This is a genomic window from Bradyrhizobium sp. S3.2.6, from assembly GCF_040546885.1.
In the GTDB taxonomy this organism is placed as follows: domain Bacteria; phylum Pseudomonadota; class Alphaproteobacteria; order Rhizobiales; family Xanthobacteraceae; genus Bradyrhizobium; species Bradyrhizobium cytisi.
In genome coordinates this window covers 470,633-485,235 of sequence record NZ_JBEPOS010000002.1, presented here as the reverse complement: position 1 = coordinate 485,235, position 14,603 = coordinate 470,633, and the positions used below count along the sequence as shown (strand labels likewise).

Below are 14,603 nucleotides of genomic sequence, written 5' to 3'. Positions count from 1 at the left end.
GGCCAGCGTCGCATCGTTTTCGGACGGTGCGCTGCCGTCTCACTCGAACCAGCCGCGCCGCTTGAACCAGATCAGCGGCAACACGCCGCTGGCGACGATCACGAGCAGCGACAGCGGATAGCCGAACGTCCAGCTCAGCTCCGGCATGTTCTTGAAGTTCATGCCCCAGACACCGACCAGGATCGTGGGCGGCACGCCGACCACGGAGACAATTGTCAGGACCTTGAAGATCTCGTTCTGCTGGATGTTGATGAAGCCGAGCACGGCATCGAGCAGAAGCTGGATCTTGTCGGACAGTCGCGTCTCGTAATCGCTGAGCGAAGCGACGTCCTTTGAGACCGCCTCGAGGCGCTTCTTCGACGCCGCCGTGATCCACTCGCTCCCGACATTGTCGGCATAGGATGCAATACGCCCGACGCCGAGCAGGACATCGCGCGACTTGGCGAGACGATCGGCCAGCTCGCCGACATTCTCCAGCGCCTCGCGCATCCTGCGGCTGGAGCGAACCGGCCGCCTGGTGCGAATGAGACCGCCCTTGAAGACGCCGCGCGAGAGCTGGTCGAGCTTCGCGCCGAGGTGCTCGAGGGCATCGGCGCCGCGGTCGATCATGGCCTCGAGCAGGCTGGTGAACACGCACATGCCGTTCTCGAGGCTGTCGTCGGAGCCGACACGCTTGCTGATCTGGTCGAAGATCGGCAGCTCTGCAAAGCGCACCGTCACCAGCACATGCGGGCCAATCACGAACCCCACCGGCGTGATCTCGGCCTCGTTGTCCTCGTTGACCCGGACCGCCGGCGAGCTGAGGTAGAGCGTGCCGTGCTCGAGGATCAGCCGGCTCGACGCCTCGATCTCGCTGAGCGATTCCTCGGACGGAATCCGTATCTTGAGCATTCGCTCGACGAATTGCTTTTCGCCTGCGGTCGCGTTCAGGAGATCGGCCCAGATGATCTCCGAGGGCATTTCCGCGCCGATGCCTTGCCAATCGTCGGACGGCCATCTGTGCAGCTTCAGCAATGACCGAACTCCGTTTGTCCTCGCCCCGGCTCGCACGGCATGCGGCCATCCTGCGCCGGGCCAACGCATGAGGGTTTCAATCGTTCAAGCGGCGGGGATCAAGAGAAGCGGCGCTGCCAAATGAACATGGGCGACGGCTTTCTCCGACGATGCCATCATGCCAGTGTTTTGCCCGACGGGTCAACGTTCACGGCCGACATGCGCAAGCCATCGAGCGGGTCGCGCAAGCCATTGAAAGAACTAGCCCCGGCTACTGTGCATGGGGTTGTTTTGCGGATTTTGCTTTGAGCAGTTAAAAAAAGACCTCTCCCCGACGGGGAGAGGTCGAAATCGAGATGCCTGATTTGACCTGGATATTTAACTTGGACGCCCGGGTCTACTCCCAGGACCAGGCCGAGAAATCGTTCTCGAACTGCGGGACCTCCTTCCAGACGCCCTTTAGCTTCTTGTTGATGACCGTGGGCCATTGCGGCTGGAACAGGAAGCCGGCCACCGCGTCGGTCGCCAGCATGCGCTGGGCATCGCCGAGCAGCTTGGCGCGGCCGGCCTCGTCAGGCGTCGACACGATCTGCTTGTAGAGCGCGTTGAACGCCTCGCTGTTGTAGCCGAGATAGAAGTCGGGCTCGGTCAGCTTGACGAGATCGAACGGCTCGACATGGGAGACGATGGTGAGGTCGTAATTGTGCGGTCCGTTGGGGGCGAACGCCTGCGACAGCCACTGCGCCCATTCGACGTTCTCGATCTTGGCGTTGATGCCGACTTTGGCGAGCTGGGCTGCGAGGATCTCGCCGCCCTGCCGCGCGTAAGGCGGCGGCGGCAGCTTCAGGCTGAGCTCGAGCGGCGTGGTGATGCCGGCCTCGGCCAGCAGCTTCTTCGCCTTCTCGGGATCGTACGGATTGACGGCGGTGGTGTCGACATAGCCGAGCGAGCCCGGCGTGTAGAAGCTGCCGATCGGCGTGCCGAAACCTTCGACCGCGCCGTCGATCATCGACTTGCGGTCGATGGCGGCGAGGATCGCGCGGCGCACTCGCACGTCGTCGAGCGGCTTCTTCTTCTCGTTGATGGCGACGATGGTCTTGGCCTTGGAGCCGCCGACCAGCACGGTGAAGCGCGGATCGCTCTTGAACTGCGCGACGCCGCGGGTGGTGACGCGCGGGAATGCGTCGACGTCACCGGACAGCAGGGCCGCAATCTGCGCGGCGGGATCGCCGATGAAGCGGATCGTCACCTTGGACAGCTTGATCGCGGAGGCGTTGCGATAGTCGGCCCATTTGTTGAGCGTGAGCGAGGAGCCCTTGACCCAGGCCCCTAACTGGTACGGCCCGGTGCCGACCGGCTGCGTCACATTGGTCGCAGCACTCTTCGGCTCGACGATCGAGCCGCTCGCCTGCCCCAGCAGGAACGGCAGGTTCGGCTCGGGATATTTCAGCGTGAGCAAGATCGTGTCGGCGTCCGGCGCATCGACTTTCTCGAAGGCCTGGAACAGGCTCTTGTCCTTGTTGGTGCTGTTCGCGGCCGCGTTGCGCTCGAACGAGAATTTGACGGCAGCGGAATCGAAGGCCTCGCCGTTCTGGAATTTGACGCCCTTGCGCAGCTTGAACGTATAGGTCTTCAGGTCGGGCGAGGCGGTCCAGCTCTCGGCCAGCAGCGGCGCGACCGAGCCGTCCTCGTTGATCTTGGTCAGGGTCTCGTAGATGTTGTAGAGCGTGACCTCTGCGATCGCAGCCGCAGCGGCGTTGGTGGGATCGAGCCCCGGCGGCTCCAGCGTCATGCCCATGACGACGCTGTCCTTCTTGCTCTGCGCCAGCACCGGCAGCGGCGCCGCGGCCAATGCCGCGGCAAAAGCGACGATCGTTAGCTTCTTCAACATGCCTGACTCCCCAGCCTTCTTCTGTCGTTTGAGGCTACGCCAATCTCGTAGCCGACATTAATCTTCCATGGCCGCCTGCGGCAATGCCATCACGGCCTCCGCCTTGTGGCAGGCGGCGAGATGTCCCTCGCCCACCCTGCGTAGCAAGGGCGGAACCTCGCGGCAATGCTGGTCGGCGAGCGGACAGCGCGGCGCATAGGGGCACCCGGCAGCGGCCGCCGATTGCGAGGCGATTGCCTGGGCGCCGCGCCGGCGCCGGCCCCCGCCGGCACGCGCCCGCGGTATCGCGTCCAGCAGCGCCCGCGTATAGGGATGGGCGCAGCGCTCGAACAGATCCTCCGGCCGCCCCTGCTCGACCACCCGGCCGAGATACATCACCGCGACCTCGTCGCAGAGATAATCGACCACGGCGAGGTCGTGGCTGATCAGGATGTAGCTCAGGCCGAACTGCTCCTGGAGGTCCTGCATCAGATTCAGCACCTGCGCCTGCACGGAGACATCGAGCGCGGAGACCGGCTCGTCCGCGACGATGAGCTTCGGCTGGGTGATCAGCGCACGCGCGATCGCGATGCGCTGGCGCTGTCCGCCGGAGAACTCGTGCGGGTATTTGTCCATGTCCGCTTCGCGCAAGCCGACCTGCTTCAGCACCGCAGCGACGCGGGCGCGGAACGTGCTGCGGTCAGCGTCATCAAGCACGGTGAGCGGCTCGGCGACGATACGCGCAATCATCTGGCGCGGATCGAGCGATCCATACGGGTCCTGGAACACCATCTGGATATCGCGCCGTGCGCGGCGCAATTCATCGGGGGAGATGCGGTTGAGGTCGCGACCGAGCAGCGTGACCCGCCCCGCACTCGGCCGCTCCAGCGCCATCACGACGCGCGCAAAAGTGGATTTGCCGGAGCCGGACTCGCCGACGATGCCGAGGCTCTTACCGGCGGCGACCTGCGCGCTCACCCCGTTGAGCGCGCGCACCTCTCCGGGCGATCGGAACAGGCTTTCGCGCGGCAGCGCGTAGCGCTGCTCGAGATCCTTGACGTCGAGAAGCGGTGCTGCGGTCATGCGGACAGCGCCCCGACATTGGCGGCCATCGAGACGTCGGTACGCACGCAGCGCACGACGTGATTGGGACCGACCTCGACCATTGGCGGCAGCGCCGCGCGGCATTTGTCTTCGACCAGCGGACAGCGTTCGCCGAAGGTGCAGCCCGCCGGCAGATCGGCGAGCTCCGGCACCGTGCCTGAGATCGTCGTCAGCCGCGTCCCCTTGCGCGCGCCGAGCTTCGGGCGGGCGCGGAACAGCCCCTGCGTGTAGGGATGCCCCATGCGGCGGAACACCTCGTCGGTCGGCCCGCTCTCGACGACCGTGCCGCCATACATCACCATCATGCGCTGCACGTTCTCGGCGATGACGCCGAGATCGTGCGAGATCAGGATCATCGACATGCCGCGTTCCTCGACGAGGTCGGCGATGAGATCGAGGATCTGGCCCTGGATGGTGACGTCGAGTGCGGTGGTGGGCTCGTCAGCGATCAAGAGATCCGGCTCGCAGGCAAGCGCCATCGCGATGGTGACACGCTGGCGCTGGCCGCCGGAGAACTGGTGCGGATAGGCGTCGATGCGCTTGGCCGGATCGGGCAGCCCGACGCGGTCGAGCAAGGCGATCGCCTCTGTGCGCGCCTGCCCAGCGGAATATTTCTTGTGACGCCGTAGCGGCTCGGCGACCTGATGGCCGATCGTGTGCATCGGGTTGAGCGCCGTCATCGGCTCCTGGAAGATCATGCTGATGCGGTTGCCGCGCAAGCCGCAATAATCAGCATCCGGGAGCCGCGCGAGCTCGCGTCCATCCAGCTTGATGCTGCCGGTGAGGACCGCGCTGTCCGGCAGCAATCCCATCAGCGACAGCGCCGTGACCGACTTGCCGCAGCCGGATTCGCCGACGAGCCCCAGCGTCTCTCCGCGCTTCAGCGCAAAACTGACGCCGCGCACGGCCTCCGCCGGGCCGCGGCTGGTGTTGAGGCGAACTCCGAGGTTTTCGACGGCGATCAGCGGCATCGTTGCGGGATCAGCCATCGTCACCGCTCCCGCGCCAGTCTGGGATCGAACAGATCACGCAGGCCGTCGCCAAGCAGGTTGAGGCCGAGCACGGCGATCGCGATCGCTGCCCCTGGATAGACCGCGAGCATCGGCGACTGGAACAGCATGGTCTGCGCGTCGTTCAGCATGCGGCCCCAGGACGGCTGCGGCGGCTGCGTGCCGAGGCCGAGATAGGACAAGGCGGCTTCGGCGAGAATGGCGAGCGCAAACTGAATGGTCGCCTGCACGATCAGGATCGACAGGATGTTCGGTAGCACGTGCTCGATGGTGATGCGGAAGGCACCCTTCCCCGAGGCGCGCGCCGCCAGCACGTATTCGCGCGCCCAGATCGCGTTGGCCGAGCCGCGCGTCAGCCGGATCAGCGTCGGGATCTGGAAGATGCCGATCGCGATGATCGAGGTCAGCATGCCTGGCCCCGCGACCGCGGCGAGCATGATTGCGGAGAGCACGGCCGGAAAGGCGAAGGTGAAATCCGAGAATCGCATGATGATCTCTTCGGTCCAGCCGCGCTTGGCCGATGCGATCAGGCCGAGGCAAACGCCGAAGGTGAGACCGATGCTGACCGCGATGATGCCGACCAGGATGGTCGCACGCGCGCCGGCAAGCAGCAGCGAGACGATGTCGCGGCCGAAGGTATCGGTGCCGAGCCAGTGCGCGGCCGAGGGCGGCTGGAGTTTCGAGGCGATATCGATCTCGTAAGGCGACCACGGTGTCCACACCAGCGAGAGCGCGGCCGAGGCGACCACCAGCAAGCTGAGCACGCCGCCCAGCACGAAGCTGCGATGCCGCAGCGCTCTGCCCCAGAACGTCTTGGCCGGCAGAGGATGCGGTGCGATCGGCAAGTCGACTGAAGTTGTCAGGGGCGCGCTCACAGGTCGTGAACCTTGATGCGGGGATCGATGAAGGCATAGAGCACATCGACCACGAAATTGACGATGACGACCATGGCGGCGAGCAGCATCACGCAATTGCGCACCACGATCAGGTCGCGGTTGGCGATCGACTGAAAGATCAGGCGGCCGAGGCCCGGCAGGTAGAACACGTTCTCGATCACGATGGTGCCGGCGAGCAGATTGGCGAATTGCAGGCCCATCACGGTCATCACCGGGATCATGGCGTTGCGCAACACATGGCTCCACAGCACCTCGCGCTTGCCGAGCCCTTTTGCGCGCGCCGTGCGGACGAAGTCTTCGCGCAGCACCTCGAGCACGGCCGAGCGGGTGACGCGGGCGAGGATCGCGGCCTGCACCACCGCAAGCGAGATCGACGGCAGCAGCAGCGATTTGGCGCCGGGCCAGATGCCGTCCTCCCAGCCGGCAAAGCCGCCTGCCGAGAGCCATTGCAGCCGCACGGCGAACAGCAGCACGAGCAGGATCGCGAACCAGAAGTTCGGCAGCGCGATGCCGATCTGGGTCAGCGACATCACGCCGACATCGCCGAGCTTGTTGTGGTTGGCCGCAGTGTAGATGCCGGCCGAAAGCGCCAGCGTCACCGTGATCAGCATCGACATGATCGCGAGCGGAATGGTCAGCACCAGCCGCTCCGCAATCAGGCTGCCGACCGGAGTGCCGTAGACATACGAATTGCCGAGATCTCCGACCAGCAGCCCCTTGATCCATTGCAGATAGCGAACCGCGAGCGGCTGGTCGAGCCCGAGCTTGACGGTGAGCGCGCGGACCGCGTCGGCCGATGCATCCGCGCCCATCAGCATTTGCGCGGCATTGCCGGGCAGCGCATCCAGCACCAGGAAAATGATCACGGATGCGCCGACCAGCGTCGCCAGCAAAGTCAGGACACGTCGGAGGACAAATACGCTCATGCGCGGTCGGTTTCAGGGCTCATCGGCGGCACGATCAACATGTCCGGACCCCGGACGCAAGCCTTTTGCGGCCCATCGTGGACCCCTCAAGCCGGCCGGCGGGCGAGAAGGTCGTGCGAGGCCTCGAACAGCGCGCTGACGCGCAGCAATTCCGCGTCGGCCCGGAAGCGGCCCACAAGCTGGAGCCCGATCGGCAGGCCGTCGCGACCAAAACCGCAGGGCAGGCTGATCGCGGGGTGACCGGTCATGTTGAATGGCATGGTCCAGGGGAACCAGTGCGGGCGGACGCTGTCAAACTGTCGGCCGTCGATCTCGATGGTGCCGAACAGGTCCTGGTCGATCGGCAACGCGGTGCGGGTGATGGTGGGCATCGCCAGAAGGTGTCCATGCGCAAGCAGGGATTGCACGCGACGAAACAACGCCGTGCGCGCGAACATCGCCTCTTGATAGTCGACGCCGCTGACATTCGTCGCCAGCGCAATCTGCCTGACGAAGGTCTCGCTGAGGACGTCGCCATGCTCCGCCACCAGCTTCGAGAAGCGCGAGCGCCAGACGGTGTGGTTGATGGCGCGCCAGATCGGCTCGACGTCGTATTCCTCGCCGGAGAATTCCTCGAGCTCGGCACCCAGGCTCGCGAGCCGATCGAGGCTCGCCTTGAACGCTGTGGCAACATCCGCCGACACCGGGCGGCCGGGCGGCGAGGCGCAGAACAGGATTTTCTGCCCGCGCAGATCACCGCGCGGGGCAGCGGAGCCTATGAAATCGGGCACAGGCACACCGATCGACCAGGGATCGCAGGCATCCTCGCCGGCCATCGCCTGCATCATCAATGCCGTGTCGGCGACAGTGCGCGTGGTCGGTGTGACATAGGTCTGGTTGCCGAACGCATCGAGCGCCTGGCTGTGCGCGATCACGCCGTTACTCTGCTTCAAGCCAACGACGCCGTTGCAGGCGGCCGGAATCCGCGTCGAGCCGCCGCCATCGGTGGCAATCGCCAGCGGCGCGATGCCGCTCGCCACCGCAACGGCCGCCCCGCCGCTGGAGCCGCCGGACGAACGCTCCGCACTCCACGCATTGCGGGTGCGCCCGAACAGCGGTGAATCGGTCAGGCACTTGCTGCCGAACTCCGGCGTCGTGGTCTTGCCGATCAGGATCGCACCTTCCGCGCGTAGCTTTGCGACCGCGACGGCATCCTCGGTGGGGACGTTATCCTTGTAGGGAACGGCGCCAAAAGTCGTCTTCACGCCGCGTGTGTTGACGATGTCCTTGACGGTGACGGGAAGCCCATGCAGCAGGCCGAGCGGCTCGCCGGCCATCACCTTGCGCTCGGCTTCGCGCGCCGCTGCCATCGCCTCATCGCCACAGAGCGTGATGAAGCAGTTCAGCTCAGGCTGGAGCGCTTCGGCGCGCGCGAGCACGGCACGGGTGATCTCGACCGGCGAGATCTGCTTGCTGTTGATGCGTTGGCGCAGTTCGGTGGCAGAGAGGAAACAGAGATCGTCGCTCATCAGGGCGGGCTCGCGTCAGGACGGGCGGACCTTGCCAGCGATGACTTGCCCTGTCCATTCGCCTGGCGCATGGCCGTAGTCCGCCCTGACACGCGGGGCCTCGCATGTCTACTAGCTCCAATTGATCTCGTGGCTCCAGGGCGGATCGGCACCCGGACGGGTGCAGGTCAGGCCGGCGCAATTGGCGGCAAAGGACAACGCGCGGCGGAGCTCGTCTGCGCCGATGTTCTTCAATTGTTGCCGGGCGAGGCGCCCCTGCTTGTGCAGGGCGAACAGCAAAGCGGCCTGAAAGCTGTCGCCGGCGCCGATCGTGTCGGCGACCTCGATCTGCGGCGCCTCAACCTCGATCTGCCCTGCCTTTGCATGCCAGGCGATGGCGCCATTGTTGCCGCGGGTGACGACGACGAGACTTGTGCCCTGCGCCAAGAGCGCACTCGCGCGTTGCTGATGAGGCTCCTCGCCGAAGAGATAGGCGAAGTCAACGTCCGACATCTTGACAAGGTCGGCGCTCGCGGCGAACTCGGCCATGCGCGCAAGATAGGCCGGCTTGTCCTTGACCAGATTGGGCCGGCAGTTCGGATCGAAGGAAATCGTTGATGAGGCCCGCGCATCTGTGATCAGGGCCTTGGTCTCGGCAGCGCCCCGGTCGTTGACCAGCGTGGTCGAGCCGACATGGACGGCCTCGACCGTATCGAACGGGATGGTGCCGCGCCGAAACGTCCAGTTCCGCGTCGCAGTCCCGGCGTCGTAGAAAGCGTAATGCGATTCGCCGGCGACGATGCGGACGAAGGCAAGCGTGGTCTGATGATCGCTGCGGGTGGCGAGACCAAGCTCGACGTTCGAGGCGGCGGCGTGTTCCGCGATCATGCGCCCGAACAGATCGGTCGAGACGCCGCCGACGAAACCGGTCGGTGCGCCGAGCCGCGCGATGCCGATTGCGACGTTGAGGCAGGAGCCGCCGACCGCCGGCATCACCGCTTCGCGGCCATCGGCGTTTTTCGTCGGCACAAAATCGATCAGCGCATCGCCGCAGGAAATCAGCATGTCTCTTAACCCTTGGCGATGTCGCGCATCGCCGCGCGGCTGCCGCGATCGACCTCGCGCAGCAGCTTGTAGACCTCGCGCTTGCTGGCGTGAAACGCGGCCATGTCGGGCGCCGTGGGCTCGCTCTTGCGTCCGAGCGCCGACATTTTGGCCATGGTCTCGCCGATCGAGGCATAGGCCCCACCGGCAACCGCACCCAGCATCGCGGCACCCAGCAGCACCGGCTCCTTGGTCTGCGGCAACGCGACAGTAAGCCCGGTGGTATCGGCCATGATCTGCCGCACCAGCGGACTGCGGCTGGCGCCGCCGCCCATGATCATGATGCCTGCATGCACGCCATGTGCGGCAAAGGCCTCGATCACCTCGGCGAGCCCATAGGCCAGCCCGCAGAGACCTGCAATGAACAACCGCTCCATCGAGCTGACATCGGTGTCGAGATCGAGACCCGCGATTACCGCGCGCGTATCGGGATCGGCGTAAGGCGAACGGTTGCCGATGAATTCAGGAAGCACATGGACGTCGCGGGCGAGCAGCGCGGCGCGGCTGGCATCGCCTGCGCGCGCGATGATGCGGCGCTCCAGGAATTCGATGAGGTCGACGCCCTCGCCGCGCGCTGCCGCGCTCGCTTCCGAGTGGCCGGGATGCGACTTGAGGAGATGGTCGATCGCCGCGCCCGCAGCCGACTGGCCGCCTTCATTGAGCCAGAAGTCTGGCACCATGCCGGAATAATAGGGGCCCCAGACGCCGGGCACGAAGCACGGCTCTTTCGTCGTCGCCATGATGCAGGCCGACGTACCCATGATGTAGGCCAGGCGATCGCCGACATCCGTCGTTCCGCCCGATCCGTCACGCCCGCCGATCGCGCCGATGCCGCCGGCATGGGCGTCAATCAAGGAGGCACCGACCGGCGTGCCAACGGACAGGCCGAGATCGGTGGCGGCCACGCGGGTGAGACCGGCGCCGAGCCGCGTGCCGGGGGCGACGATCTCGGTGCCGATGCGGGCGTATTTCTCGCTGACGAAGTCAGACAGGCCAATGCGCTGAAAGAACGGCGCACTCCAGCCGCCGCCGTCATGCGCGAGGTAGTTCCATTTGCAGGTGACTGTGCAGGTCGAGCGCTGCAGCGAACCGGTCGCGCGCCAGGTCAGATAGTCCGCCAGATCGAAGAAATGCCCGGCGGCGTCAAAACTCGCGCGCAGATGCCGCTTCAGCCACAACAGTTTTGGCATCTCCATCTCGGGCGAGATCGAGCCGCCGACATAGCGCAGCACTGAGTCGCCGGTCTCGTTGATCAGCCGCGCCTCAGCGATGGCACGGTGATCCATCCAGACGATGACGTTGCGGTGCTTGTCGCCGGAGGCACTCACCGTGACCGGCTCGCCCTGGCGGTCGAGCACCACCAGGGAACAGGTCGCGTCGAAACCGATGCCGCCGATGCTGTCGGGCGCGATTGCCGCCTCCGCCAACGCCGCCCGCACCGATTTGACGCAGGCCTCCCAGATGTCCTGGGACGACTGCTCGACGACGTCGCCAGCCTCTTGCCAGACCCGGATCGGATGCTTGGCGGTCGCCAACAGCGAGCCGGCCTCGTCAAACACCCCTGCCCGCGTGCTCGTGGTCCCCACGTCGACGCCGATATACGCTTGCGGCATAGTCGCTCCTGGTCGCTCTCGTCAGTTTTGACGCAAGCCTACCAGCAAGTATAGCCGCCATCCACCAGCACGATGCTGCCAGTCATGAGGCTCGCAGCCTCGGATGCCAGGAATAGGACCACCGAGGCGATCTCCTCGACCTGCCCCATCCGCCCCATCGGGGTTCCACCGATCCAGGCGTCGTACATTCTCGGGGTGCTCTTCACGAAAGCGTTGAGCGGCGTGTCGATATAGGTTGGCGCCACCGCATTGACGCGGATGCCGCGCGCGCCCCATTCGGCCGCCAGCGACTTGGTCAGATGGTGTACGCCGGCCTTGGAGGCGTTGTAGAAGCACTGCTCCTGCGGTTTGTTGACGATGAAACCGGACATCGAGCCGACATTGACGATGGCGCCGCTCCTGGCCTTGAGCATGTGCTTGCCGAACTCGCGGCAACACCAGAAGGTGCCGTTGAGATTGACGTCGATGACGTTGAGCCAGTGCTCGTCGGTGACGGTCTCGGCCGGCGTTTCGCTGCGCGCAATGCCGGCATTGTTGACGAGGATGTCGACCTTGCCGTGCCGAGCGACGAGATCATTGGCGACCTCCGCCACGCGCTTGGTGTCGGTGACATCCATGATCGCAGTCTCGATGTCAAAACCCTTCGCCTTCAGGCTGGCCTTGGCGTCGCTGGCGACCTTGCTGTCGCGGTCGCCGATGATGACCTCGGCTCCGGCCTCGGCCAGCGCCTCCGCGCAGGCAAGCCCAATGCCCTGCCCGCCGCCGGTGATGAACGCGGTCTTGCCGCTCAGCTTGAATTTTTCCAGGTACATGGTCGTATTCCCGTTTCTTGTTAGTTCCGAAGCGCGTTGCCGCTGGCGTCGAAGCGGTGAATGCGCGCGGGGTCCGGCACCAGCGACACGCGGTCGCCAGCATGCAGGCTCAATTCGCCGATGTAGCGTGCCGTCAGCATGCCGAGCGGCCCGGCGTCGACATAGAGAAAGGTGTCGCTGCCGAGATGTTCAGCGACCGCGATCGTGCCCGGCCAGCCACCGGCGCCGTCGCGCTCGATCTTGATGTGCTCGGGTCGTACACCGATGGTCGCCGCCCCCTTCTGCGCGGCGCTTTCGCCGGTGACGAAATTCATCTTGGGCGAGCCGATGAAGCCGGCGACGAAGAGATTCGCGGGCTGCTCATAGAGCTCCAGCGGCGAGCCGTATTGCTCGATCTTGCCGCCGTTGAGCACGACGATCTTGTCGGCCATGGTCATGGCCTCGACCTGGTCGTGGGTCACGTAGACCGCGGTGGTGCCAAGCTGCTTCTGCAGCCGCGTCACCTCGATGCGCATCTGCACGCGCAAGGCCGCGTCGAGGTTGGACAGCGGCTCGTCGAACAGGAACGCCTTGGGCTCGCGGACGATGGCACGGCCGATCGCGACGCGCTGGCGCTGGCCGCCGGAGAGTTCGCGAGGCTTGCGGTCAAGATAGGGCGTGAGGTTGAGCGTCGCGGCGGCGGCCTCCACCTTGCGGTTGGTTTCGTCTTTGGAGAGGCCCGCCATCTTCAGGCCGAAACCGATATTGCCGCGCACGCTCATATGCGGATAGAGCGCGTAGGACTGGAACACCATCGAGAGCCCACGCTTCGCGGGGGGCGTATCGACGACGTTCTTGCCGTCGATCAAAATCTTGCCGCCGCTGACGTCCTCGAGCCCGGCGATCAGCCGCAGCAGCGTGGTCTTGCCGCAGCCGGACGGTCCCACGAACACCACGAATGAGCCGTCCGCGATCTCGAGATCGGCGCCCTTGATGATGTGCACGGGGCCGAACGATTTCTGCACGTCCTGAAGCGTAATCTGACCCATGATCCGGCAGCCCCTTTACTTTACCGCGCCGAAGGTGAGCCCGCGCACGAGCTGCTTCTGGCTGAACCAACCGAGGATGATGATGGGCGCGATCGCCAGCGTGGAAGCCGCCGACAGCTTGGCCCAGAACAGTCCTTCCGGACTGGAATAGGACGCGATGAACACCGTGAGCGGCGCGGCATTCGAGGTCGACAGATTGAGCGTCCAGAACGCCTCGTTCCAGGCGAGGATCAGATTGAGCAGCATGGTCGACGCCAACCCCGGGATCGCCATCGGCGTCAGCACATAGACGAGCTCGCGGCCGATGGTGGCGCCGTCCATGCGCGCGGCTTCGAGGATGTCGCGCGGGATTTCCTTGAAATAGGTGAACAGCATCCAGATCACGATCGGCAAGTTTCCGAGACAGAGGATGAAGACAAGACCGATGCGGGAATCGAGCAGGCCAAAGCTCTTGTAGATCAGGTAGATCGGCACCAGCACGCCGACCGGCGGCATCATCTTGGTCGAAAGCATCCAGAGCAGGATGTCCTTGGTGCGCTTGGTCGGCGAGAACGCCATCGACCAGGCTGCGGGGATCGCGATCAGCAGCGCGATCAGCGTCGAGCCGCCGGCGATGATGATCGAGTTCATGGCATGGAGCAGATAGTCGCTGCGCTCCTGCACGGTCGCATAGTTTTCCGTGGTCCAGTGGAAGAACAGGAAGGACGGCGGAATGGCGAAGGCCTCGAGCTCGGTCTTGAAGCTCGCCAGCACCATCCACAGGATCGGGAAGAAGATCAGGAAGCCGAAGAACCACGCTCCGATCGTCGAAACCACCACCCGCTGCGTCGTTGACTTGCGCGCCATGATTTTAGGCTTCCAGGTTGCGGCCGACGATGCGGACGAGGAAGAAGGCGACCACGTTGGCGATGACGACGGCCACGAGGCCGCCCGCCGAGGCGCTGCCGACGTCGAACTGGATCAGCGCCTGCGAGTAGATCAGGAAGGCGATGTTGGTGGTTTGCAGACCCGGTCCGCCGCCGGTGGTGACGAAGATCTCGGCGAACACGGTCAGCAGGAAAATGGTCTCGATCAGGATCACCACCGTGATCGGGCGTGCCAGATGCGGCAGCGTGATGTAGATGAAGGTCGAGACGGCGCTGGCGCCATCCATCTCGGCCGCCTCCTTCTGCTCCTCGTCGAGCGATTGCAGCGCGGTGAGCAGGATCAGCGTCGCGAACGGCAGCCATTGCCAGGCCACGATCAGGATCACGGCAAACAGCGGCGCGTCGGTGAACCAGTCGATCGGCGTCGCCCCGACCAATCTTGCGAGCCAGGCAAACAGGCCGGATACCGGATGCATCAGCAAGTTTTTCCAGACCAGCGCGCTCACCGTCGGCATCACGAAGAACGGCGCGATCACCATCAGCCGCACGATGTTGCGGCCGATCACCGGCTGATCCATCAGCAGCGCCAGCGGAATGCCTAGCAGGATCGTCAGCGCCAGCACCGAGCCGACCAGCACCAGCGTGTTCTGGAGTGAGGCGAGGAAGGCGGGATCGGTGAGGAAGTAGCGGAAATTCTCAAGCCCGACGAATGATTCCGAACCAGGATCGAGCAGGCTGTAATGCAGCGTGGAGAAATAGAGCGTCAGCGCGAGCGGGACGATCATCCAGATGAACAAGAGCCCGACGGCCGGGGTCAGGAGCGACCGCGCAAGGAGCTGCGTCTGCCGGGTTGCCATCCTCAGGCTCTCCGCTTGGAGGAAGAAGGCGGCCATC

The 14,603-nt window shown here is 65.0% G+C and carries 13 protein-coding genes; all 13 read right to left on the bottom strand.

All coding sequences use genetic code 11. The features are described from left to right. Nucleotides 1-39: 39 nt before the first annotated feature. Entirely contained in the window at nucleotides 40-1,014 is a 975-nt protein-coding gene (locus ABID58_RS06535) for a magnesium transporter CorA family protein (protein WP_148755528.1), read from the bottom strand. 376 nt (nucleotides 1,015-1,390) lie between these two features. Beyond that, entirely contained in the window at nucleotides 1,391-2,884 is a 1,494-nt protein-coding gene (locus ABID58_RS06530) for an ABC transporter substrate-binding protein (RefSeq protein WP_354031989.1), read from the bottom strand. Nucleotides 2,885-2,941: 57 nt separating this feature from the next. Continuing rightward, nucleotides 2,942-3,946 carry an ABC transporter ATP-binding protein gene (locus ABID58_RS06525; RefSeq protein ID WP_354031988.1) on the bottom strand — a complete coding sequence of 335 codons (1,005 nt, stop codon included), beginning with the start codon at nucleotides 3,944-3,946 and terminating at the stop codon, nucleotides 2,942-2,944. Beyond that, nucleotides 3,943-4,956: an ABC transporter ATP-binding protein gene (locus ABID58_RS06520; RefSeq protein ID WP_354031987.1), complete on the bottom strand. Its 1,014-nt coding sequence runs from the start codon at nucleotides 4,954-4,956 to the stop codon at nucleotides 3,943-3,945. Before ABID58_RS06520 ends, ABID58_RS06525 begins: the two co-directional genes overlap by 4 nt. Before the next feature lie 2 nt (nucleotides 4,957-4,958). After that, nucleotides 4,959-5,852 carry an ABC transporter permease gene (locus ABID58_RS06515; RefSeq protein ID WP_354031986.1) on the bottom strand — a complete coding sequence of 298 codons (894 nt, stop codon included), beginning with the start codon at nucleotides 5,850-5,852 and terminating at the stop codon, nucleotides 4,959-4,961. After that, a complete protein-coding gene (locus ABID58_RS06510) occupies nucleotides 5,849-6,799 on the bottom strand; it encodes an ABC transporter permease (RefSeq protein ID WP_354031985.1) in 951 nt (316 codons plus the stop codon). Before ABID58_RS06510 ends, ABID58_RS06515 begins: the two co-directional genes overlap by 4 nt. Nucleotides 6,800-6,885: 86 nt before the next feature. After that, on the bottom strand, nucleotides 6,886-8,307 hold the full coding sequence (locus tag ABID58_RS06505) for an amidase (protein ID WP_354031984.1): 1,422 nt from the start codon (nucleotides 8,305-8,307) through the stop codon (nucleotides 6,886-6,888). Nucleotides 8,308-8,418: 111 nt separating this feature from the next. Continuing rightward, the gene (locus ABID58_RS06500) at nucleotides 8,419-9,351 is read right to left on the bottom strand and encodes a carbohydrate kinase family protein (protein WP_354031983.1); all 933 of its coding nucleotides are present in this window, start codon (nucleotides 9,349-9,351) and stop codon (nucleotides 8,419-8,421) included. A gap of 5 nt (nucleotides 9,352-9,356) precedes the next feature. Further along, a complete protein-coding gene (locus ABID58_RS06495; protein ID WP_354031982.1) occupies nucleotides 9,357-11,003 on the bottom strand; it encodes an FGGY-family carbohydrate kinase in 1,647 nt (548 codons plus the stop codon). Between the two features lie 38 nt (nucleotides 11,004-11,041). After that, entirely contained in the window at nucleotides 11,042-11,815 is a 774-nt protein-coding gene (locus ABID58_RS06490) for an SDR family NAD(P)-dependent oxidoreductase (RefSeq protein WP_354031981.1), read from the bottom strand. 20 nt (nucleotides 11,816-11,835) lie between these two features. Next, the gene (locus tag ABID58_RS06485) at nucleotides 11,836-12,843 is read right to left on the bottom strand and encodes an ABC transporter ATP-binding protein (protein ID WP_354031980.1); all 1,008 of its coding nucleotides are present in this window, start codon (nucleotides 12,841-12,843) and stop codon (nucleotides 11,836-11,838) included. A 15-nt stretch (nucleotides 12,844-12,858) separates the two neighbouring features. Then, nucleotides 12,859-13,689, bottom strand: coding sequence for a carbohydrate ABC transporter permease (locus ABID58_RS06480; RefSeq protein WP_148774067.1), 831 nt, complete (start codon nucleotides 13,687-13,689; stop codon nucleotides 12,859-12,861). Between the two features lie 4 nt (nucleotides 13,690-13,693). Continuing rightward, nucleotides 13,694-14,566 carry a carbohydrate ABC transporter permease gene (locus ABID58_RS06475; protein ID WP_354031979.1) on the bottom strand — a complete coding sequence of 291 codons (873 nt, stop codon included), beginning with the start codon at nucleotides 14,564-14,566 and terminating at the stop codon, nucleotides 13,694-13,696. Nucleotides 14,567-14,603: the final 37 nt, after the last annotated feature.

Coding starts and splice junctions, on each gene's coding strand:
- ABID58_RS06530 (WP_354031989.1), bottom strand. CDS start 2,884: ATGTTGAAGAAGCTAACGATCGTCGCTTTTGCCGCGGCATTGGCCGCG.
- ABID58_RS06525 (WP_354031988.1), bottom strand. CDS start 3,946: ATGACCGCAGCACCGCTTCTCGACGTCAAGGATCTCGAGCAGCGCTAC.
- ABID58_RS06520 (WP_354031987.1), bottom strand. CDS start 4,956: ATGGCTGATCCCGCAACGATGCCGCTGATCGCCGTCGAAAACCTCGGA.
- ABID58_RS06510 (WP_354031985.1), bottom strand. CDS start 6,799: ATGAGCGTATTTGTCCTCCGACGTGTCCTGACTTTGCTGGCGACGCTG.
- ABID58_RS06505 (WP_354031984.1), bottom strand. CDS start 8,307: ATGAGCGACGATCTCTGTTTCCTCTCTGCCACCGAACTGCGCCAACGC.
- ABID58_RS06500 (WP_354031983.1), bottom strand. CDS start 9,351: ATGCTGATTTCCTGCGGCGATGCGCTGATCGATTTTGTGCCGACGAAA.
- ABID58_RS06495 (WP_354031982.1), bottom strand. CDS start 11,003: ATGCCGCAAGCGTATATCGGCGTCGACGTGGGGACCACGAGCACGCGG.
- ABID58_RS06490 (WP_354031981.1), bottom strand. CDS start 11,815: ATGTACCTGGAAAAATTCAAGCTGAGCGGCAAGACCGCGTTCATCACC.
- ABID58_RS06485 (WP_354031980.1), bottom strand. CDS start 12,843: ATGGGTCAGATTACGCTTCAGGACGTGCAGAAATCGTTCGGCCCCGTG.
- ABID58_RS06480 (WP_148774067.1), bottom strand. CDS start 13,689: ATGGCGCGCAAGTCAACGACGCAGCGGGTGGTGGTTTCGACGATCGGA.
- ABID58_RS06475 (WP_354031979.1), bottom strand. CDS start 14,566: ATGGCAACCCGGCAGACGCAGCTCCTTGCGCGGTCGCTCCTGACCCCG.